We start from the raw sequence: 19,891 nt of genomic DNA, 5'->3' as shown, positions 1-19,891 counted from the left end.
CCGTCTTCGGGACATCGCTCTACGACACCAGTTCCTTGAAGATACCGTTCTCTGCCAAAAGTGTCTCGTGTGTTCCGTCTTCCACCAATTGACCCGAGTCGAAGACGATAACGCGATCGAACATCATCGCCATTGACGGATTCGTAACGACCCACACAATTGCCGGCGAATGGCCGTCGCGTCTGGCTTCCTCGAGCACGTTTCGCAGCACCCTATCCTGCATGCGTTGGTCGAGCGCCGATAGTGGCCGGTTGAGAATGAGAAAATCGGGACGCTTGAGCAAGGCTCGGGCAACATCGAGCTTCTGTCGCTGTCCACCGGTCAGCCGCCTGCCGCCGGAGCCGACGTTGAAGTCCAGGCCAACATCCAGAAGTTCGGCATAAAGCCCCAGCTCGTCAAGAATGTCATAGAGGATGGAGCGTATGCGGTCCGGCGCGTCGGGATGATTGTTGCCCACACGCCCGAACAGGACATTATCCATGACGGTGGCCGCGGCAATGTATCTGGCAGGGTCATACCGTTCGACCGCAGTTTGCAGTTCGGGCGGCAGGTTTTCATAGAACCGGTTGCGGGCAGCGACGATCTTGCTCATCAGCTCATCGCTCAGCAGGCCGAAGCGGTGCCGAGGCTCGATGTAGGCAAAACTCAAGGTGACGATCATGGCACGGTCGTTCTCCGAAACCGCCTCGTAGGGACGATTCTTGAGCCGTTGCAGCAAGGTTTCGTAGGCGGGTATCTCGTCGGCGCTCATGAAGGCGAGCTGCTGGAAGAACTGGTGATCGGGTGGCAGGTCGGCAAATAGCTCAATCGCCTGTTGGGCGATTTCCATGCCCATTTCGTAGAGCGTTCGGTCGAGGCCGGCTTGTCTCAGCACAGAAGCAAAATAGGGATTGGCGGCAAGAGCCCTGTCGGCCAGTTCGGGGCCGGCGGCAGCGCCGAAGAGCAGGTTTTGGCCGATCGTTGCTTCCTTGTTGTAGGCGCCCGGTTCGAAAGGAACCACCAGTCCGCTCAGCCCTTCCTGGTCCAGCCGGGTTCGCAGCGCCGCACGCAGTTCGACGATCCGCCTGGCAAGCTCCGTGTGACGCGCGAGGTCGGCCGAAGAGCGCAAACCAAGATCCAGAATATCGCGCGACAGAACAACCGCGTCGAGCACCCGGCGCACGGCTTCAAAGAGGTCGTGCGGGCCGGTAGCGCCAGCGGAAGCATAGTTGATCCAGTCGCTGTGGATATCAAAATCCGGATTGCCCGACCGGCGCGCCTCGTGGATGTTCCAGCGATGCTGGTCCGCCGCGACACCGTCATAAGACGCCGATGTCAGCGGCGCATGCTTCAACCCGTAGAGCAGGTTGTCGCGAAGGCTTGCCTGGAACAGGAAAACATCCGACGAGGCATAGGACATGCGCCGGCCGGTCACTGCTTCGGGGAGTTCAAGCAGGTCGTCTGCGCCCGAAGCGACTCTTCCGCTGTCCGGCCAGTTCAGCCGCGCGAAAGCTTCTGCAAGCGCCTCCGCTCCACCTGTTGCGGTACTGACCAGCGCCACCGTCTCACCCGGCTTGACCTGGAGGGAGACACGGTTGAGGAGCATCGCACCGCCATCGTCTGCTATGGACAGACCGATCGCCGACAGGGGGTTGGTCATCGGTTCGGGATCGTCGATCGTCAATGCCCCGATTTTCGGCGCGATGAGACTCTCGACGGTGAACTGTTCAACCACCTGTTGATATTTGACCTGGACATCCTGCCGATCCTGATCCCAGTCGATCAGTTCCTTCATCGGTCCGGGCAGGTCCTTGTAGGCGCCGATCACGGCCACGAGCTGGCCGACGTCCAGTCGCCCCTGGATGACCAGATACCCGCCGATCATGTAGAACAGAAAGGGCGTGAGCTGCGCGAGAAAATTGTTGAGGAACTTCACCATGAATTTCCATTGGTAAAGATCGAAGCGGATTTTGAAGATGAGCCCGAGCCGGGCAGCTATGTCGGCGCGCTCGTAGTTTGATGTGTCGTGGACGTGAACCGCGCCGATGCCGTCGACGATTTCGCCAACCCGGCCCGAAAGCGCGCGCGCCGTCAACTGCCGTTGGCGCCCGAGCACGATCAGCCGCCGCCGCATTCGCGGGATGAGCACGATCTGGATCACCACGATCACGACCGCTATCATTCCGAGCCAGACGTTCTGGATCATGATGAACAGCATGGACGTCAGCGCCTGGCCGCCGAGCAGTACCGGCTGCAGGAAGGCATCGCCGATGAAGCCGCCCAGCGGCTCCACCTCGTCCTTCACCATGGTCGCCACTTCGGCGGATTTCACCCGCTTGAAGTAGACCGGCGGAAACCGCAGCACACGATCGACCAGATCGAAGCGGATACGCCGCAGCATACGTTCGCCGAGGCGGCCCTTGTAGGTGTTGATGTAGAGCTTGAACAGGCCGTTGATGACGACCAGCAAGAGGAACACAAGGCTCAGGGCAAACAGCGTCTCCTTGCGGTCGAGCTGAAAACCGGAGAAGAACTGGACCTCTCCAATGAACGGCACGTTATAGTGTAGCCTCATGAATGGCTGGGTCGCGCCGGGTTGCTCGAAGCCCTTGCCTTGGATCGGGCCGTTGACGATCAGCTTCGGCAGGTCGAAGGACATGAAATACGGGATCATCGAAAGCAGGACGATCATCAATATCCAGAGCTGCTGCTTCTTGGTGTGCGTCCAGATATAGCGGGCTAGGCTGGGTTCCATATGAGACTGTGGATCCTTCAGTTGGAAGGATGCGGGATGGAGACGCACCTGCTGGCGAATGGGATATCGGCAATTTCTTCGTTGCCAACGACAATCTCAAAGCTGCGGTGCAGGGAGGTTGTCCTGCGCTCAGACGATTCGCGGCTTCCGTAGGGTTTTGGCGAATAGCCGAGCACGAGGCTGCAGCTGCGCGGCTGGTACTGGCGGATGGACGCCGATGGTCCGGACAGACGCAGCCGGCTCTCTCCGGCATCGGGCAATGGCGAAGCGGCTTGCAGCATGATCACGTCCGCGGAACGAACAGCCTTGCGGGAGGCAAGATTGCGTTGTGTCGCCCGAAATCCCAACATACAAGACGAATATGATGGATGTCACGCAACCGCGCAATGCCGGCATGGACTGGCACGAACAAGCCCTGGACCTGACGCGGGGAATTGCCGCCTATGTCAACGACCCTCTCATTGCCGGGCTGGCGCGCGTCATCGCCAAGCATCCGAAGGCCGATATCGCCAACGCCTTCAATCACAAGCAGGTCGCCTGCAAGATGTGGGCGCTCGATAGGCTGTTCGAAAGCTGCGGCGGCCGGTTCGGGCGCATATGGGTTCTGGGTGGATGGTACGGCGTATTGCCCGCAATGCTTTTCAACGACGCTCGCTTCGACATCGTGGCGATCGACAGCATCGACATCGATCCCGAAGTCGCGCCGGTCGCCGGGACCCTCAACCGGGAAGCCGGCGACCGGTTCCGGGCGCTGACGGCAGATATGTACGCGCTCGACTATGCGGCCGGGCAGCCCGACCTGACGGTCAATACGAGCTGCGAACACATAGCCGATCTGCGCGCCTGGCTTGCTCTGCTTCCGCGGGGCACGAATGTACTGCTGCAATCGAACGACTATTTCAGCGAGCCGACGCACATCAACTGCGTGGCTTCGCTTGCAGCCTTCGAAGCAATGGCGGCGCTACGGGAGGTGCGGTTCTCCGGCGAATTGCCGACAAAAAATTATACGCGCTTCATGCTGATTGGATCTGTTTAGACCAAGACTAGGATCCAAAGTCCGTTTGATCATCAGCTTTTCCGAAACCGGGCCGCATTTTTAGGGACCATGTTCGATACCGCTCGCGCAGGATTTGCGCCGAGTGACGCGCGCCCTCTAGATCGAGACGATGCGCGGACGGCGTCGGTGCCACAAGTGCCTGTTCAATCGCTTGCGTCAAACCTTCAGGCGTTAGGTCCTTTTCCATCAGCACCGTTGCAAGACCGAGTTCTTCGAGCATCAGGGCGCGAACATTTTGTTCGGTTTCCCCGCCGGCTGCAAATGGAACGAGCAGGGAGCGACAACCCGCGCGCAGGACATCGCAGACCGTGTTGTAACCCGCCTGCGACACTGACAGGCGGGCGCCGGTCAGCAGGCTGGCGAAATCCGCGCGGAACCTGAAGATGGACAGGCCCGGCGTGGCATCGCCTGCGATCGCGTCAAACTCGTCTTTCGGCAGGTTTGGGCCGGTGATCAAACACCATTTCCAACCGTTGTTGGCGTTCCGCGCTGCTGCGATGGTGGAGCCGACAAGGCTCTTTCCGGCAGCCCCGCCGCCAACCGACACCAGAACGTCGAAGCGCTCGGACCCCACGGGCGACGGCGGTGCGGCAACGAGCCCTGTATAGGTGACTTCGGCCCTGATCGCCCCAGCCAGTGGAAATGTCTTGTCGATGGTTGCGAAAGCCGGGTCGCCATGGACCATAACAAGGTCGAAATGTCGGTTGATGAGATCGACCGTTTCCTCGTTTCGGCCGGGCTTGACGCGCTCCTGAAGGATATCACGCACGGACGTCGCCAGCAGCGGTCTGGGCGACGTCGCGTCGATGGCCTCGAGCAGCGGCAAGAGTTCGAAACGCATCTGCCGGCGTCCAAATGGAAACGCCTCGATAATGACGATATCCGGCCTGCAATCCCGGAATGCCTGCAGCAGCATCTCTGAACGCCGTTTCCTGAAATCATCGTCGATGGGTTTGCCCTGCAAATCGACAAGTCCGGAAAATCCTTCATCACCGGAGGTGACAGGTGGCAAGGTTACAGATTTTACGCCGAGTCCCGGAAACCCCGCGACCGGCGCTCCGCCGGTCACAATGGTTACGTCAAACCCGTCATCGACCAGAGCCGCCGCGACACGGCTAGAGCGCGCGAGATGGCCGATACCGAGCAGGTGCTGGACATAAAGGAAGGCGCGCAGCCGGTTCAATCGGCGGCCCGCCACTCGCGCTCGAACAGTTCCTTGAGCTGTCCAATGCTTGCCAAATGATCGAAGTTGCCGCGCACGCGCCGCTCTGCTGCGTCGCCGAGGCGGGTGCGCAGCACGGGATCACGGATCAGGCGCTCCAGCGCCTGTGCCAGGGCAATTGGATTTTCCGTCGGAACCAGCAGCCCGGTTTCATCCGGCGATAAAATCTCCGGCACGCCGGAAATATTGGTCGACACGCAGGCAAGCCGCTGGCTAGCCGCCTCCATCAGAACATTCGGCAGACCGTCCCGGTCGCCATTAGCGGTGATCCTGCAGGCCAGGGCGAAGATGTCGGCGCAGCGGTAGTGCTCAAGCACCTCCTCCTGCGCGAGCGCGCCTTTCCAAGCGACGCGACCACTCAGTCCCAGCTTCTGCGCCAGTACCTTGAGCCGTTCCAGTTCCTCGCCGTCGCCGATATGCTCGAAACGCCACGCCAAATCGCCAGGCAAGAGGGCAAGGGCCTCCAGCAAGGTGTCGTAACCTTTCTTTTCAACGGCGCGCCCGACACTCAGAAGGATAACCGGTTCGTCCAGCGCCGAGCCGTCATGATGCTTTCGCGCCTCGCCAAAACTGCCGAAACGATCGAGGTCGAGCCCATGGTAGCTCAGATGCACAGACGAGTTGCCGTTAGCAAGTTCTGTCAGACGGTCGAAGCCGGTCTTCGTGCAAGTGACCGTCCAGCGCGCCGAGGAAAGCTTGCCAGCCAAATCCCAGTCCGCCGAAGTCCAGATGTCCTTGGCATGGGCTGAGCAGCTCCAGGGCAGGCTAAGAAGCTGGCTGGCATAGCGCGTCACCGATGCCGGTGTGTGCACGAAATGTGCATGCAACCATCCCGCGTCTTTCGGCCATTCGGCCGCCAGCACCAGCGCTTGCCCGAAACGGCGCGCGCGATTGCGGGTAAAGTCGCGGGGGATATCGGCAGCCAGCGATCCGAGCGCGCGCCAGAAGCCCGGCCGCAGCAAACAAGCAAACAGCGAGCGAAGCACGCGAAGCGGCTCTTCATGCAGATATTCCGGCAGATAGTGGACGGCCGCTTTGATCTCGTCATGCACGGGGTGGCGTTTTGCGTCGGTCGGCCGCCGGAGCGCGACGAGTATCAGCTCGAACCCCGCGCGCTCCAGACCGAGCAGTTCCTGCGCGATAAAGGTTTCCGATACGCGCGGATAGCCCTTCAGAACCACGACAATCTTGCGATGTCGCAAGTCAGTTCATTCCTTCAATGACCGACAGGCGATGGCCGGGCCGCCGGTCGAGCAGTTCCGCGACGATTTCGGAAATATGAGGCAGCCCTTCCAGCGTCAGATGCGGATTGCTCTGTGATGGGCGGGGCCAGTCCGGCAGTGCCACCAGTGCATCGGCAAACCGCTGGGAGTCCTTGGCTTCTTCCGGCAAAAACATCTCGATGAGGCCGAGTTCGGCTGCGCGCCGAGCGCGGATCAGTTGTTCCTCGCGGGGCTCGACGCGTGGCACGATCAGCGCCGGCTTGTCGAAAGATAGTATCTCGCAATAGGTGTTGTAACCGCCCATCGCCACAACCGCCTTGGCGCCGGCAATCAGGTCTTCCATGCGGTTGTCGAACTCGATGATCTTGATGTAGGGGATCTTGGACCCCTTCTTGATCAGCTTGTTGCGCTTGCGCGCCGGCATGTAAGGTCCAAGGACGATCAGCGCCCTGTGTTGCAATTGCGGATCCTGCTGATAGGCATCGATGACGTCGTGGATCAGTTCGGCGCCGTCGCCTCCGCCACCGGTGGTAACGAGGATATAATCGCCCTCGGGCCGGTGGCCGGGCAACTCGTTCCGCTGTAGGCTCCGTTGCAGGAAACCGACGAATCTCATCTTTGCCCTGACAACCGGCGGCACATCCAAGCCGGTCAACGGATCGTAGAAATCCGGCGGACCATAGGCCCAGATCTTGTCGTAGAACAGGCCTATCTTGCGCATCACATCCCTGCGTGCCCACTCTGCTTCGAGCAGATGCGGCGCATCCATCACCTCGCGCAGGCCAAGCACCAGCGTGGTTCCCCGCGTCTTGAGGTAGGACAGCGTGTCCTCAATCTCACCGCGCAGGCCGAGCGGTTCCTTGTCGACGATGAAGATATCCGGCCGGAAGGTCTCGGCTGTGTGGCGGATGATCGACTGACGCATCCTTAGCGTCTCATGCAGATCGATATCCTTTTCCAGCGAGGTGTACTCGCCGTTGCGCAATTTGATGACGCTGGGGATCTTCACGAAGTCGACACGGGCGCGGTAGTCGAAGGCGCCCGCTATAGGCGCACCCGAAATGATAAGCACCTGAAGTCCCCGGAAATCCTCGACCAGCGAATGCGCGATCGTCCGGCAGCGCTGCAAGTGGCCAAGCCCGAACGTGTCGTGGCTGTACATGAGAATTCGAGCATTTTCTGCGTGCTGGGTCATTATTGAACGTCTTTTCGAATTCTCGCCTTGAGGACCGTGACAAACCCGCAGGCTTCGGAACCCCCTGGCTGTACCGACCTGTTGTGAAACATGACGGCGCAATTTTCAATTTGTATTAGCAGAAAACCGCAGATCGCCTAGTTATCCGCGAACTCATCGACTTTGCCCTTCATCCGAAGGCTTCAGGCACCGCCCGGCCAGGATCGGGCCGTTCCCCGCCATACGGTCCGCCGTGATGAACCCTCGTTGTCCGCTCGGCAAGCGGTCGCTGCCGCTGCAACGGCTTACGGTCCGGTCCTCGCAACGAAACCATTTCGGCTTCGTCGGTGCCCGAATTTTGCACGATTCCACCGCCCGACCCGATTGGTGCTACACTGACAGCCAGTTAACGCGACGGACCGTTGTTCGGTGATATGACCAAAGCAACCGCTTTACCCGACAGAGTGGATTTCGACGTGGCCGCAGGTGAGACATTGCTTGAGGCGGCTCTCAGATCGGGCGTGCCATTTGCCCACGCATGCGGCGGCAGGGCGAAATGCTCGACATGCCGCGTTTGGGTTCTCGACGGCATTGAGGCTTGCCCGGACCGCAATCCCGACGAAACCCAGATGGCGAACCGGTTGAGATTGGCCGATGAGGTTCGGCTGGCCTGTCAACTCCGGCCGGAAGGCGAGCTTCGCGTCCGACGCCTCGTGCTAGACGAAACCGACATGATGATCACCAGCCAGCTTGGTGCTTCTGCCGCGACGCGTTGCGGCGAAGCAAGGCGTGTTGCGGTCTTCTTCAGCGACATTGTAGATTTCACAGCGCTGTCGGAGCGGCTTTCCCCCTATGACGTGATGTATCTGCTCAATCGCTACTTCGCCCAGGTCGGCGACATCATCGAGCAGAATGGCGGTTTCATCGACAAACTGATCGGCGATGGGCTCATGGCAATATTCGGTATCGACGACCAGCCAGACGCTCCGCTCCGCGCCGTGAACGCCGCACTTCAGACCCTCGCCACAGTCGATCGTCTGAAGCCGTTCTTTGCCTCGATGTATGGCATCGATTTCGATATTCGTATCGGCCTCAACTACGGCGAAGCCGTCATCGGCACATTGGGTTTTGCTGGCCACGAACGTCTCACGGCCATCGGCGACGTTGTAAATCTGGCCAGCCGGGTCGAGTCCGCCAATAAAGATGCCGGTACGCGCTTGCTGATATCCGAGGCCCTCCGCGACCAGATCGCCGAAAAGGTGGAAATCGGCGACTTCGTCAGGGTGCGCCTTCGCGGTACCGGCGAGCGCACAAGCCTGTTCGAAATCGTCAGGCTGAAGCCCGAAATTGACGCCGAGCTGAATGCCAAGGGGCTTCGCGAAACCATCCGTCAGGGCGGCAGGAGGTGGGTTCGCGCTTTTTCCGAAGACGAGCTTCAGCCCTACGAACGTCGGATTCTCGATTTTGAAGATTGCGATATCGTCGTCGTTCGTGGATCCGACAACTATTGCGCCTTCAACAATGCTTGCCCGCATCTTCATCTGCCGCTCTACGAACGCCGAAGTTCCGCTCAGGTCGAGGCGCTGCAGCTCCCACACACGGGGAGCACGATCACAGCAGATCTTGGCCTGGTCTGCCGATGGCATCAGAGTTGTTTCGACCTGCTTACCGGCGAAATCAGGCAGTGGGCCAAGTTGGAGCACGACGGTACCAGGGCGGGACTTGAATATTTGGGTGACATTTCGAAGAACCGCGCAAAGCTGATCGTATATCCTTGCCGAAAGCAGGACGGCTTTGTGTGGATCGGGCTCGAGTGAAAACGACGGCCCGATATTTCAGTTTTTCCGTCGGACCCATTGCAATGTCCGGATTGGGTCATTCTCGTCGGTTGTGGCTTGCTGTTCACGTCCGGTCACGAAGCAATCCGGGATATCTGAGTTTGCCGTTGATAATGCACGTCGCCGCGACGGCGGCACCTTTGCGCTTGCCTTGAAGACATCCTAGTTTGGAGGCTGGTAACCGCTCGTGAGCATAGAATGTCGGCACTGCCTTTCTTAAGAATTTACGCGCCGCTCAACGCGCTGCTGGCTGCGATTGGGCTTGTGGCGGTGGCTACGCTCACGACACCGGACATGTCCGGACGAAGCAGACTGGCTCTGGCTGCGGTCCTCGCGGTCATCTGGGGCGTCTATCTCCTGCAACTGGCCGAGACGCTGCTCAAGCGCCGGGCGGGAGACGTTCGGGACAGGACGCCGGCAATCGCAATTGATGTGCTCGCGGTTTTGGTTCCGCTCGCCGCATTTCTACTCGTCGGTATGCCCGACCGGAGCCTCTACTGTGCTGTCTGGCTGCTGAAACCTCTGCGCGACTCGACTTTCTTCCCGCTGCTGGGCAGGATCCTGACCAACGAAGCGCGCAACCTGATCGGCGTCACGACGCTCTTCGGCGTCGTTCTGTTCGGTGTCGCGCTCGCGGCCTATGTCATCGAGCGCGACGCCCAACCGGAAAAGTTCGGCAGCATCCCCCAGGCAATGTGGTGGGCGGTGGTCACGCTGTCCACCACCGGCTATGGCGACGCTATTCCGCAAAGCTTCGCCGGCCGGGTCCTGGCCGGGATGGTCATGATGAGTGGCATCGGCATCTTCGCGCTCTGGGCTGGCATTCTTGCCACCGGCTTTTATCAAGAAGTGCGTCGCGAGGATTTCGTTCGCAATTGGCAATTGGTCGCCGCCGTGCCGTTGTTTCAGAAGCTCGGCCCGGCCGCGCTAGTCGAGATCGTGCGCGCGTTAAGACCTCGCGTCATGCCGGCGGGCGCCGTGATCTGCCGCAATGGCGAGACCGGTGATCAGATGTTCTTCGTCGTGGAGGGGCGCGTCAGCGTCGCGACGCCGAACCCGGTGGAGCTTGGCCCTGGCGCCTTCTTCGGCGAGATGGCGCTGATCAGCGGCGAACCGCGCTCGGCGACCGTCAGCGCCGCAACGGGGGTCTCACTCCTGTCGCTGCACTCGGCGGATTTCCAGATGCTGTGCAGCAGCAGCCCGGAGATCGCGGAAATCATCCGCAAGACCGCGCTCGAGCGGCGCGGCGCGGCGCCGCACTAGGTGTGTTCTTCACGAGGAGGATGTGATGGGAAGGTTGTGTGCCGCTTATCGGCCATTCAGTTGTCCCTGGTGACCGCCTGACATCGCCTCGCTTGGCTGTCCTGTCTCGCGCGAAGGCCGACGGCAGACGCTCGAACTTTAAAGCAGAGAAGTTCCCGGAGGCCGTCGTTTACGGGGAGAAGATGCCGGCAGGCAGATGAGAGGGCGCCAACCTCTGGAAGGGTGGGCAAATTCCAGTTCGAAGTGGTTGCCCCAGCCCTGCACGAAAACTGCACAAGCTTGCGGGAAACCTCCTCGCATCCGCCGCACCGTTTCCTCGCCGACCTGCGAAACAGGCGGCATGCAAAAGCGAGCAAAACCCTGTTGGTCCCTGCCCTATCGGCTGCGCAGTGAAGGCTGGTGGCTGGCCGATCCGCCGCGCGCAAGCTCTTTGGCGATGCTCATTCCGTTTGCCCGCAAGCGCCCGGCGCCAATCCGGCTCGAAGCCATCAGGGAAGCCAGGTTATGACCTCGCCGTTCACCGCCGTGCTGAGCTGTTGCAGCCGCTTCGGCGTTGCCGTGCTGTTGCCAGCACTTGCGGAATTTCTCTTTTATGGCCAACCCGCCGGGATCACGGTTTTCCTGTTCGCCTTCCTGCTTGCCGCCCGCATCGCGTTGGGAAAATCCAACGAATGGCTGCTGTCGGCCAATCTTCCGACGTTATCTCTGGCGCTCCATGCCGGCTGTCTCATCAATTTCGCCGCGCTGATTGCCAATTACAATGTCGCCATTCCTTCGAAATGACCGGCCAGGGGCGTTCCCCTCGACTGGCGGCTGCTGCGCACTCTCGACACCAGGGGTCCGCCCGTGGTTCCTGACCATATCGAATCCCATTTGCCGGGCCGCTGATCGATGCCGCATCACATCCTCGTCGCCGACGACGATCCGCATATCCGCGAGGTGATCTGCTTCGCGCTTGAAAAGGCCGGCATGAAAACGCAAGGAGTGGCCGACGGCGCCGCTGCCCTGCAAGCGATCGGGCGGAAGGCACCCGACCTCGTCGTGCTCGACATTGGCATGCCGGAGATGGATGGGCTGGAGGTCTGCCGGCGGCTGCGGCACACATCCGATGTGCCGGTGCTGTTCCTGTCGGCGCGTGACGAAGAGATCGATCGCATATTGGGCCTCGAAATGGGCGGTGACGACTATGTGACGAAACCGTTCAGCCCGCGCGAGCTGGTGGCCCGGGTCAACGTCATCCTGCGGCGCGCCCGCCCGGCGTCGCCCGAACCGGTAGACGACCGGCAGTTCGTGCATGGCAAGCTTGCTTTGGCGCCGGCCAGCCATGCCGCCAGCTTCGACGGCAAGCCGCTTGCCCTGACGGGGATAGAGTTCTCGATCCTGAAGGGATTCCTGGCGCGGCCGACGCATGTGCTCGACCGCGACGCGGTGACGGCCAGCGCCTATGCAGGCAATATCCATGTCGCCGGCCGCACCGTCGACAGCCACATCCGCAACATCCGGGCCAAGTTGGCGGCACTGGGTTGCCCTGAGGTCATCGAGACCGTGCATGGCGTCGGCTTCCGGCTCGGCCGATGCGGCTGACTTCCAGCAAGTGGATCGGCCGCAAATGGCGGCCTCGCCTCGCCACGGTCGTCGTCGCCATCCTGATCGTGGTGATGGCCTTGCCGCTGGTCGGCCTGTTCTTCTTCCGCCTCTACGAGAACCAGCTGATCCGCCAGACCGAGGCGGAGCTGATCGCGCAAGGCGCGGCCATCGCCGCCATCTATGCGCAGGATGTGCGCGACGTCGGCATTCCCGTGGAAAAACTCGGCGCACCGATGCGGCAGGCAGGTGGGAATGCGAGCCGAAGCGCCAATCCGGACCTGTACAGGCCGATCGAGCCGCAACTCGATCTTGCCTCGGACTACGTGCTTCCCATCCGGCCGGCGGCGGTGACTGCGACCGCCGATCCCGCCTTCGCCGCGATCGGCACCCGCCTGTCCGGCATTCTCGACGCAACCCAGAAAACCACGCTTGCCGGTTTCCGATTGCTCGATCCCACAGGCGTCGTCATTGCCGGGCGCGGCGAGGTTGGGCAATCGCTCGCTGGCGTTGAAGAGGTGCGCGAGGCACTCGCCGGCCGCTACGCCAGCGCACTCAGGCTGCGTATCCCCGACCAGCCGACACCGCCGCTCTATTCGGTCAGCCGCGGCACCAAGGTGCGTGTCTTCGTCGCCTTGCCGGTGGCCGTCGATGGCCAGGTCGCCGGCGTGGTCTATGTGTCGCGGACGCCCAACAACATCATCAAACATCTCTATGGCGAGCGCGGCAAGGTGACGTTGGCGGCGATCGCCATCCTCGGCGGCACGCTGCTCATCGGCCTGGTTTTCCTGCGAACCGTCAGCCGGCCGATCTACGCGCTGATCGACCGCACCGAGCGCATCGCCGCCGGTGATCCTGGTGCGATCCGGCCGCTCGACCACCACGGCACATATGAGATGGCCGAGCTGTCCGCCGCCTTCCTCGACATGGCCGAAAAACTGCAGGCACGCTCGGATTCCATCCAGACGTTTGCCACCCATGTCTCGCACGAACTCAAATCGCCACTGACGGCGATCCAGGGCGCGGCCGAGCTGCTGCGCGATTCAGGTAGCGCGATGGACGATACGGAGCGTCGGCGCTTCTCCAACAATATCGTTACCGATGCGGGGCGGCTCAATCTGCTGGTGCGGCGGCTGCTCGATCTGGCGCGCGCCGAAAACCTGGCGCCGAGCGGCGAAAGCATCTCGATCGGCGCGGCATTGGCGCTGCTTCCCGGCGACAACAGGCTGGCGGTTCGCGTCGAAGCCGGCGGCGATCTGGCCTTGCGCATATCGGCGGAGAATGCGGCAATCGTGCTTGCCAATCTCATCGACAATTCCGCCAGGCATGGTGCGACGGAGGTTTCGATTGACGCGATGAGCGCCGGTGGCAAGGCGCGCATCCTGGTCAGCGACAACGGCGCCGGCATTTCGCCCGCCAACCGGGCGCGCATCTTCGAGCCGTTCTTCACCACGCGCCGCGATTCGGGCGGCACCGGCATGGGCCTCGGCATCGTCCTGGCCCTCCTGAAAGCGCATGATGGTATGATCGCACTGGTTGACTCCGAACGCGGCACGCGCTTCGAGATCATCTTGCCGGTCGCGTGAGGACGCGGGCAAAGGATCGGAGAAAAAAGTGCGCTACGACATCGTCATCATCGGCGGGGCCATCGTCGGATCCTCGGTCGCCTATTATCTGCGCGAGGAAGGGTTTTCCGGCTCGATCGCCTTGATCGAGCGCGATCCGCAGTTCGCCCACGCGGCAACGACGCTATCCATGGCCTCGATCCGCCAGCAATTCTCGATCCCGGAAAACATCCGGCTGTCGCAGTTCACGCTGAAACTGTTCCGGCGGCTGAAGGAAGAGTTCGGCGCGGATGCCGATATCGGCTTTCGCGAGGGTGGCTATCTCATCCTTGCCGGCGAGGACGGGCTGCCGATCCTGAAGGCCAATCACGACGTGCAGATGGCCGAGGGCGCCGACATCGTTCTCGAGGACGCCGACGCGCTGGTGCGCCGCTTCCCGTGGCTATCGGCCGAAGGCATCACCGCCGGTGCCTATGGCCGGACAGGCGAGGGCTGGTTCGACGCGCATGCGATGCTGATGCTGTTCCGCAAGGCATTGCGGCTGAAGAAGATCGATTTCATCACCGCTGATGTCACCAATATTGCGTGCGACGGCAACCGCGTCACCAGCGTCAGGCTCGACAATGGCGAGGTGCTGGAGGCCGGCATCGTCGTCAACGCCGCTGGGCCGAACGCCGGCAAGGTGGCCGGCATGGCCGGCCTGGCGCTGCCGGTAGAGCCGCGCAAACGCAATGTCTTCGTTTTCGAGGCGCGCGAGAAATACACCGACATGCCGCTGCTGGTCGACCCGTCCGGCATCTATGTGCGCCCGGAAGGCTCGGTCTATCTCACCGGCGGTGCCGAACCGGAAGAGGGCGATGGCCCGGCTGCCCCCGGGGATTTCGAGGTTGATTGGCCGCTGTTCGAAGAGGTGATCTGGCCGGTGCTGGCGACCCGCGTTCCGGCCTTCGAGGCGATCAAGCCGACGCGCGCCTGGGCCGGCCACTACGACTACAACACACTCGACCAGAACGCGGTGATCGGCCCGCATCCGCAGGTCGGCAATTTCCTGTTCGCCAACGGGTTCTCCGGCCACGGCCTGCAGCAGGCGCCGGCGGTCGGCAAGGCGCTGGCCGAGCTGATCGTGCATGGCGGTTATCGCACGGTGGACTGTTCGGCGTTCGGCTATGGCCGGATTGCGGAGGGGCGGGCGTTTCGGGAATTGAATGTGATTTGAGACGGGGGCGTCGCAGAATAAAGCCGTTCTGTCGAGTTCCCGCCCACCCCCCTCTGGCCTGCCGGCCATCTCCCCCGCAAGGAGGGAGATTACGCGCTCAACCGCTTTCGCCAATCTCCAGCGTGGCAAGAATGAGCGGAGCGTCGAAGTTGCTATCTCCCCCCTTGCGGGGGAGATGGCCGGCAGGCCAGAGGGGGGTGCTGTCCCGCTAGTGTTGCAAGTCAAGTGACCGCAGTCAGCCCTTGCGGGCGAACCAGAAGGCATCGGCCATGCGCTTCATGCCGATGCGCTCGTAAAAGCCGACGGCATCGGGCATGGAGATCAGGCTGATGGCGACGGACGGCCCGAGTTGCCGGCGCGCCTCGTCCATCAGGCCCTTGCCGATGCCGAGCCCCTGCGCCGATTGGGAAACGGCGAGTTCGGAGATGTAGCAGACCCAGGAAAAGTCGGTGAGCGCCCTGATAACGCCGATCAGCGGCTTGCCCTCCACGTCGAGACGCGCGGTCAGGACTAGGTTTGCGCCTGAAAGCATCGTCTGGAGGCGAGCGTCGTCATCGACAGGACGCGTTTCGCCAAGGCCGGAGTCCACCAGCACGCGACGGAATTCGGCGATGTCGAGCTGCGGCTCGCTGGCATAGAGGACGTGCGAATTCTCAATCATGGCTGCCAGAGTGCACCAGCGGGCGAGCATTTCGAAGCCACTTTTTGAAGTGTTTCAGTTTTGGCATGCGGCATGGTAAAGCCGTCCCGGCAGCCCGTAGCTCAGGGGAAGAGCGCCAGCTACATGCTGGAGGCCCCCGGTCAAGACGGGGCGGGTTCGCCGCCATACGCCGCGCACAAACAGTTGCCTTTTATTTGCCGCCGGCATTGTGTAAACCGGCGTCAGCAAATTCCCCCGCAACGAAAACACGGGCAAAAGCCATGGAAAAATTCACCAAGCTCACCGGCGTCGCGGCTCCGATGCCGATCGTCAATGTCGACACCGACATGATCATCCCCAAGGATTATCTGAAGACGATCAAGCGCACCGGGCTCGGCACCGGCCTGTTCGCCGAAATGCGCTACAAGGACGACGGTTCGGAAAATCCGGATTTCGTGCTCAACAAGCCGGCCTACCGCAAGGCGCAGATTCTGGTCGCCGGCGACAATTTCGGCTGCGGCTCGAGCAGAGAGCATGCACCGTGGGCGCTGCTCAATTTCGGCATTCGCTGCGTCATCTCGACCTCGTTCGCCGACATTTTCTACAACAACTGCTTCAAGAACGGCATTCTGCCGATCACCGTCAGCCCCGACGATCTCGAGAAGCTGATGGACGACGCGTCACGCGGTTCCAACGCCACGGTGTCGGTCGATCTCGAGGCCAAGGAAATCCGCGGGCCAGATGGTGGTGTGGTCACCTTCGACCTCGACGACTTCAAGCGGCACTGCCTGCTCAACGGGCTCGACGACATCGGCCTGACCATGGAGAAGGCCGGCGCCATCGCTTCGTTCGAGAAGAAGAACGCCGAACAGCGTCCGTGGGCCTGAGCGGTACGCTCAGGGCGGATAGGCGGGTTCGTTGCGGCTGAGTGGAGGGACAGTCATGACTCGTTCGCTTCTTGCCGGCGGCTGCGGGCTGGCGTTTCTTTTGCTGACTGCCGTGGGCCACGCCCAGACGCAGACGCCCGCCGCGCCAGCGCCGGCGGCCGAAAGGCCTGCCACCGACCAGGGAGCAGACGCCGCCGACGCTTCCGATGACGACAGCCAAGCGCCTGTGCCATTCGAGGGCGGCCAGCTGACCATCACCCAACCGGAACAGGACGGTGAGAAGGTGCTTGCCTATGACGGCAAGCAGCTGGCCACCAACTATGACGTCTTCTTCGACAGAATAGCCGAGGTCGGCGGCGTCAAGGTGGCGCTGTTCGATGTCGGCGATGGCGGCAATCAATGCGGGCCGGCGACAGTGATCGTCTGGAAGCCGGAAGGCGGCACCATCCAGAGCACCACAGTCGAGCAGGACGATTGCGGCGCGCCGCCATCGGCGGTGTCCGACAACGCCATCTATTTCGTGCCCTATCTGTTGCCAGGCGACCAGAAGCCGGCTTTGCAATGGTCGCCGACCGACGGGCTGACGATTTCGGGCAATCTGACCTACATGCCGGAACCCGGCACGGACTGGAAGGACATCGATCCGGAAAAGTACCAGAACATCATCGACGCCTTCCACAACGAGGCTGTCTACAAGGAAGCTGAAAAGCTGCTGGGCAAGAACATGCCCGACATGGCGACCAGCCTGCTGGTCGGCGGCGGCACGGAAAAGACCGCTTCGGGCGCCTTCTACGCCAGCGGCTGCGTGCCGCATGACTGCGGCGGCAATGACGGCTTCATGGCGGTCGACCCGGCCAAGCACAAGCTCTACTTCGCCCGCCGCGGCGACAATGGCGAGCCGAACGCCTGGCCGGCAGTGGCGACATGGCCGGCCGATGTCAAGGAGGCGCTGGACAAGGCGCTGGGCTCGGCGAATTAGGCATTTGTCGGTGGTGAACTGAAGATTGTTACGCCGCGATCCTTCACACCCCCCCTCTGCCCTGCCGGGCATCTCCCCCGCAAGGGGGGAGATCGGCCGTCACCACGACTTTCGCAAATCTTTCAACGTTGCAAGAATGGCGGTTCGTCAAAGCTGCCAATCTCCCTCCTTGCGGGGGAGATGGCCGGCAGGCCAGAGGGGGTGCTGCCCCGCCGGCATCGAGTTTGCACCGCCGATCCCTCTGCGTTGGCCCATGGCCGAACCAGCATATTCCCTGCAAAATGGCCACCCTCAATCCTGCGAGGACACCATGCGAAAACTGATCTCCACCGGCTCGCCGTTCGAAAAGACCGCCGGCTATTCGCGCGCGGTGGTGCAGGGCGACTGGTGTTTCGTGTCGGGGACGACCGGTTACGACTATGCGACGATGACGATGCCGGAGACGGTGGAAGCGCAGACGCGCAATTGCCTGGCGACGATCGGCAAGGCTCTCCAGGACGGCGGCTTCGAGATGGCCGATGTGGTGCGGGCGCATTACTACATCACCGACCAGGCCTTCGTGGATGTCGTCTTCCCGATCCTCGGCGAGACGTTCGGCGACATCAGGCCGGCGGCGACGATGATCGTCTGCCAGCTCAACAGACCGGAAATGAAGATCGAGATCGAGGTGACGGCGCTGCGGCGCACGGCGTGAAAGGCGGGCAGATGAAAGTCCGGCGTATCGTTGCCAACATCGAGACACCTGATATCGCTGCGGCACAGCGCTTCTACCAGGACGTGCTCGGCCTCGATGTGCTGATGGATCTTGGCTGGATCGCGACCTACGGTTCCGATCAAGAGATGCAGGTGCAGGTCAGTTTCATGGCGCAAGGCGGCTCCGGTACGCCGGTGCCGGATCTCTCGATCGAGGTCGACGATGTCGATGCGGCGCTCGATGCCATGAGTGCCGCCGGCTTCGCCATCGAATACGGGCCGGCCGACGAGCCTTGGGGCGTACGGCGCTTCTACGTGCGCGATCCGTTCGGCCGGCTGGTCAACATTCTCTCGCACCAGTGATCATGGTTATGGCGCGCGGGCTTGCGCGCCAAGCGCTTGGCGTTTAGCAAGGCCGCAAATCGCAACGCATTCTTTCTGGGACGGTTCTCCATGGCAACGAAGCATCTTTTCCTGCTCGCCGGCGACGGCATCGGTCCAGAGGCCATGGCCGAGGTCAAGAAACTGATTGCTGTCATGAACGACAAGCTTGGCAGCGATTTTTCCACTGACGAAGGTCTGGTCGGCGGCTGTGCCTATGATGCGCATGGCGCGGCGATCTCCGATGCCGACATGGAAAAGGCGATGGCGGCGGATGCGGTGCTGTTCGGCGCCGTCGGCGGTCCGAAATGGGATGCAGTGCCCTATGAGGTGCGCCCCGAAGCCGGCCTGCTGCGCCTGCGCAAGGACATGGAACTGTTCGCCAACCTGCGCCCGGCCATCTGCTATCCGGCGCTGGCGGCGTCCTCGTCGCTCAAGCAGGAGGTGGTCGAGGGTCTCGACATCCTGATCGTGCGCGAGCTGACCGGCGGCGTCTATTTCGGCGAGCCGAAGCAGATCATCGATCTGGGCAATGGCCAGAAGCGCGGCATCGACACGCAGGTCTACGACACGTTCGAGATCGAGCGCATTTCGGGCGTCGCCTTCGAGCTGGCACGCACCCGCAAGAACCATGTCACCTCGATGGAAAAGCGCAATGTGATGAAGTCCGGCGTGTTGTGGAACGAGGTCGTCACCCAAACGCACAAGGCGCGCTATTCAGACGTCAAGCTCGACCACATGCTGGCCGATGCCGGCGGCATGCAGCTGGTGCGCTGGCCAAAGCAGTTCGACGTCATCGTCACCGACAATCTGTTCGGCGACATGCTGTCCGACATCGCCGCCATGCTGACCGGCTCGATCGGCATGCTGCCGTCGGCCTCGCTCGGCGCGCCCGACGTGAAGACCAAGAAGCGCAAGGCGCTGTACGAGCCGGTGCACGGCTCGGCGCCGGATATTGCCGGCAAGGGCATTGCCAACCCGATCGCCATGATCGCCTCCTTCGCCATGTGCCTGCGCTATTCCTTCGGCATGGTTGCTGAAGCCGACCGTGTCGAAAGCGCGATCGCCGCCGTGCTCGACGCAGGCCTGCGGACAAAGGATATTATGTCCGATGGCATGACCGAGGTCGGCACCGTTGAGATGGGCGACGCGATCATCGCCAGGTTCCTCGGCTGATCTCCATGGCGGTCGATGTCCGCTGGGCGACGATCGAGGACGCGGCGGCACTGGCGGCCATACTGTGCGAGATGGCGGAGCATTACCGGCAGCCGCGCCTAGATGCCGACCGGGCCCTGTCTGCCGCACGCAAATGGCTTGGCGAGGAAAGTCCGGCCTATCCGCATTTCGCGCCAGGGCGAAATCATGAATCGTTAACCTGCAAGGACGGCTTGGCGGTAGGTCGGGTTCATGAGGGCTTTGAGGCGCTTACGCTTGA

18 protein-coding genes and 1 pseudogene are annotated in these 19,891 nt (G+C 61.9%); 13 read left to right on the top strand and 6 right to left on the bottom strand.

Features of this window, described 5'->3' with window-relative positions; translation table 11 throughout:
- Positions 1-19: 19 nt before the first annotated feature.
- Positions 20-2,734 carry an ABC transporter transmembrane domain-containing protein gene (locus tag NKI20_RS18550; protein ID WP_023762178.1) on the bottom strand — a complete coding sequence of 905 codons (2,715 nt, stop codon included), beginning with the start codon at positions 2,732-2,734 and terminating at the stop codon, positions 20-22.
- A 17-nt stretch (positions 2,735-2,751) separates the two neighbouring features.
- Entirely contained in the window at positions 2,752-3,015 is a 264-nt protein-coding gene (locus NKI20_RS18545) for a hypothetical protein (protein ID WP_352832814.1), read from the bottom strand.
- 83 nt (positions 3,016-3,098) lie between these two features.
- Between NKI20_RS18545 and NKI20_RS18540 the strand changes: the two genes are divergently transcribed.
- Complete coding sequence (locus NKI20_RS18540) at positions 3,099-3,770, top strand: class I SAM-dependent methyltransferase (RefSeq protein ID WP_352832893.1); 672 nt, start codon at positions 3,099-3,101, stop codon at positions 3,768-3,770.
- Between the two features lie 7 nt (positions 3,771-3,777).
- Here the strand turns inward: NKI20_RS18540 and NKI20_RS18535 are convergent, their stop codons facing one another.
- Genes NKI20_RS18535 through NKI20_RS18525 form a run of 3 tightly spaced genes read right to left on the bottom strand, consistent with a single transcriptional unit; the run spans position 3,778 to position 7,431 of the window.
- On the bottom strand, positions 3,778-4,974 hold the full coding sequence (locus NKI20_RS18535; protein WP_352832812.1) for a glycosyltransferase family protein: 1,197 nt from the start codon (positions 4,972-4,974) through the stop codon (positions 3,778-3,780).
- Positions 4,971-6,215 (bottom strand): glycosyltransferase, encoded by a 1,245-nt coding sequence (locus NKI20_RS18530; protein ID WP_352832809.1) that lies wholly within the window; start codon positions 6,213-6,215, stop codon positions 4,971-4,973. Before NKI20_RS18530 ends, NKI20_RS18535 begins: the two co-directional genes overlap by 4 nt.
- 1 nt (position 6,216) lies before the next feature.
- Positions 6,217-7,431 carry a glycosyltransferase family protein gene (locus NKI20_RS18525; RefSeq protein ID WP_031261200.1) on the bottom strand — a complete coding sequence of 405 codons (1,215 nt, stop codon included), beginning with the start codon at positions 7,429-7,431 and terminating at the stop codon, positions 6,217-6,219.
- Between the two features lie 413 nt (positions 7,432-7,844).
- Between NKI20_RS18525 and NKI20_RS18520 the strand changes: the two genes are divergently transcribed.
- The 6 genes from NKI20_RS18520 to NKI20_RS18495 all read left to right on the top strand — a co-directional run bounded on the left by NKI20_RS18520 (position 7,845) and on the right by NKI20_RS18495 (position 14,876).
- Positions 7,845-9,227: an adenylate/guanylate cyclase domain-containing protein gene (locus NKI20_RS18520; protein WP_352832806.1), complete on the top strand. Its 1,383-nt coding sequence runs from the start codon at positions 7,845-7,847 to the stop codon at positions 9,225-9,227.
- 219 nt (positions 9,228-9,446) lie between these two features.
- On the top strand, positions 9,447-10,511 hold the full coding sequence (locus NKI20_RS18515; protein ID WP_352832803.1) for a cyclic nucleotide-gated potassium channel: 1,065 nt from the start codon (positions 9,447-9,449) through the stop codon (positions 10,509-10,511).
- Between the two features lie 504 nt (positions 10,512-11,015).
- On the top strand, positions 11,016-11,294 hold the full coding sequence (locus tag NKI20_RS18510) for a hypothetical protein (protein ID WP_352832800.1): 279 nt from the start codon (positions 11,016-11,018) through the stop codon (positions 11,292-11,294).
- Positions 11,295-11,402: 108 nt separating this feature from the next.
- Positions 11,403-12,095: a response regulator gene (locus NKI20_RS18505; RefSeq protein ID WP_352832798.1), complete on the top strand. Its 693-nt coding sequence runs from the start codon at positions 11,403-11,405 to the stop codon at positions 12,093-12,095.
- The gene (locus NKI20_RS18500; RefSeq protein WP_352832795.1) at positions 12,086-13,681 is read left to right on the top strand and encodes a sensor histidine kinase; all 1,596 of its coding nucleotides are present in this window, start codon (positions 12,086-12,088) and stop codon (positions 13,679-13,681) included. The genes NKI20_RS18505 and NKI20_RS18500 overlap by 10 nt, the downstream gene beginning before the upstream one ends.
- Before the next feature lie 28 nt (positions 13,682-13,709).
- On the top strand, positions 13,710-14,876 hold the full coding sequence (locus NKI20_RS18495; protein ID WP_352832793.1) for an NAD(P)/FAD-dependent oxidoreductase: 1,167 nt from the start codon (positions 13,710-13,712) through the stop codon (positions 14,874-14,876).
- Positions 14,877-15,111: 235 nt separating this feature from the next.
- Here the strand turns inward: NKI20_RS18495 and NKI20_RS18490 are convergent, their stop codons facing one another.
- Positions 15,112-15,537: a GNAT family N-acetyltransferase gene (locus tag NKI20_RS18490; protein ID WP_352832790.1), complete on the bottom strand. Its 426-nt coding sequence runs from the start codon at positions 15,535-15,537 to the stop codon at positions 15,112-15,114.
- A 260-nt stretch (positions 15,538-15,797) separates the two neighbouring features.
- Here NKI20_RS18490 and leuD point away from each other — a divergent pair, with 260 nt between their 5' ends.
- The 6 genes and pseudogenes from leuD to NKI20_RS18460 all read left to right on the top strand — a co-directional run.
- The gene (gene leuD, locus NKI20_RS18485) at positions 15,798-16,403 is read left to right on the top strand and encodes a 3-isopropylmalate dehydratase small subunit (protein ID WP_352832787.1); all 606 of its coding nucleotides are present in this window, start codon (positions 15,798-15,800) and stop codon (positions 16,401-16,403) included.
- A gap of 55 nt (positions 16,404-16,458) precedes the next feature.
- Entirely contained in the window at positions 16,459-17,382 is a 924-nt protein-coding gene (locus tag NKI20_RS18480) for an Ivy family c-type lysozyme inhibitor (RefSeq protein WP_352832784.1), read from the top strand.
- A 310-nt stretch (positions 17,383-17,692) separates the two neighbouring features.
- Positions 17,693-18,076, top strand: coding sequence for a RidA family protein (locus NKI20_RS18475; RefSeq protein ID WP_023758962.1), 384 nt, complete (start codon positions 17,693-17,695; stop codon positions 18,074-18,076).
- Positions 18,077-18,087: 11 nt separating this feature from the next.
- Complete coding sequence (locus NKI20_RS18470; protein ID WP_352832780.1) at positions 18,088-18,438, top strand: VOC family protein; 351 nt, start codon at positions 18,088-18,090, stop codon at positions 18,436-18,438.
- A 90-nt stretch (positions 18,439-18,528) separates the two neighbouring features.
- Complete coding sequence (gene leuB / locus NKI20_RS18465) at positions 18,529-19,632, top strand: 3-isopropylmalate dehydrogenase (protein ID WP_352606110.1); 1,104 nt, start codon at positions 18,529-18,531, stop codon at positions 19,630-19,632.
- 5 nt (positions 19,633-19,637) lie between these two features.
- Positions 19,638-19,891: pseudogene (locus tag NKI20_RS18460) on the top strand (hypothetical protein); the annotation flags it as partial.

Source organism: Mesorhizobium sp. M0830 (genome assembly GCF_040319965.1).
Classification (GTDB): domain Bacteria; phylum Pseudomonadota; class Alphaproteobacteria; order Rhizobiales; family Rhizobiaceae; genus Mesorhizobium.
This window is presented reverse-complemented; position numbering and strand designations above follow the sequence as displayed.

What these genes read in the sequence shown, in the direction of transcription:
- NKI20_RS18550 (WP_023762178.1), bottom strand. Translation starts at nt 2,734, where the DNA reads ATGGAACCCAGCCTAGCCCGCTATATCTGGACGCACACCAAGAAGCAG.
- NKI20_RS18545 (WP_352832814.1), bottom strand. Translation starts at nt 3,015, where the DNA reads ATGCTGCAAGCCGCTTCGCCATTGCCCGATGCCGGAGAGAGCCGGCTG.
- NKI20_RS18540 (WP_352832893.1), top strand. Translation starts at nt 3,099, where the DNA reads ATGGATGTCACGCAACCGCGCAATGCCGGCATGGACTGGCACGAACAA.
- NKI20_RS18525 (WP_031261200.1), bottom strand. Translation starts at nt 7,431, where the DNA reads ATGACCCAGCACGCAGAAAATGCTCGAATTCTCATGTACAGCCACGAC.
- NKI20_RS18520 (WP_352832806.1), top strand. Translation starts at nt 7,845, where the DNA reads ATGACCAAAGCAACCGCTTTACCCGACAGAGTGGATTTCGACGTGGCC.
- NKI20_RS18515 (WP_352832803.1), top strand. Translation starts at nt 9,447, where the DNA reads ATGTCGGCACTGCCTTTCTTAAGAATTTACGCGCCGCTCAACGCGCTG.
- NKI20_RS18510 (WP_352832800.1), top strand. Translation starts at nt 11,016, where the DNA reads ATGACCTCGCCGTTCACCGCCGTGCTGAGCTGTTGCAGCCGCTTCGGC.
- NKI20_RS18505 (WP_352832798.1), top strand. Translation starts at nt 11,403, where the DNA reads ATGCCGCATCACATCCTCGTCGCCGACGACGATCCGCATATCCGCGAG.
- NKI20_RS18500 (WP_352832795.1), top strand. Translation starts at nt 12,086, where the DNA reads ATGCGGCTGACTTCCAGCAAGTGGATCGGCCGCAAATGGCGGCCTCGC.
- NKI20_RS18490 (WP_352832790.1), bottom strand. Translation starts at nt 15,537, where the DNA reads ATGATTGAGAATTCGCACGTCCTCTATGCCAGCGAGCCGCAGCTCGAC.
- leuD (WP_352832787.1), top strand. Translation starts at nt 15,798, where the DNA reads ATGGAAAAATTCACCAAGCTCACCGGCGTCGCGGCTCCGATGCCGATC.
- NKI20_RS18480 (WP_352832784.1), top strand. Translation starts at nt 16,459, where the DNA reads ATGACTCGTTCGCTTCTTGCCGGCGGCTGCGGGCTGGCGTTTCTTTTG.
- NKI20_RS18475 (WP_023758962.1), top strand. Translation starts at nt 17,693, where the DNA reads ATGCGAAAACTGATCTCCACCGGCTCGCCGTTCGAAAAGACCGCCGGC.
- NKI20_RS18470 (WP_352832780.1), top strand. Translation starts at nt 18,088, where the DNA reads ATGAAAGTCCGGCGTATCGTTGCCAACATCGAGACACCTGATATCGCT.
- leuB (WP_352606110.1), top strand. Translation starts at nt 18,529, where the DNA reads ATGGCAACGAAGCATCTTTTCCTGCTCGCCGGCGACGGCATCGGTCCA.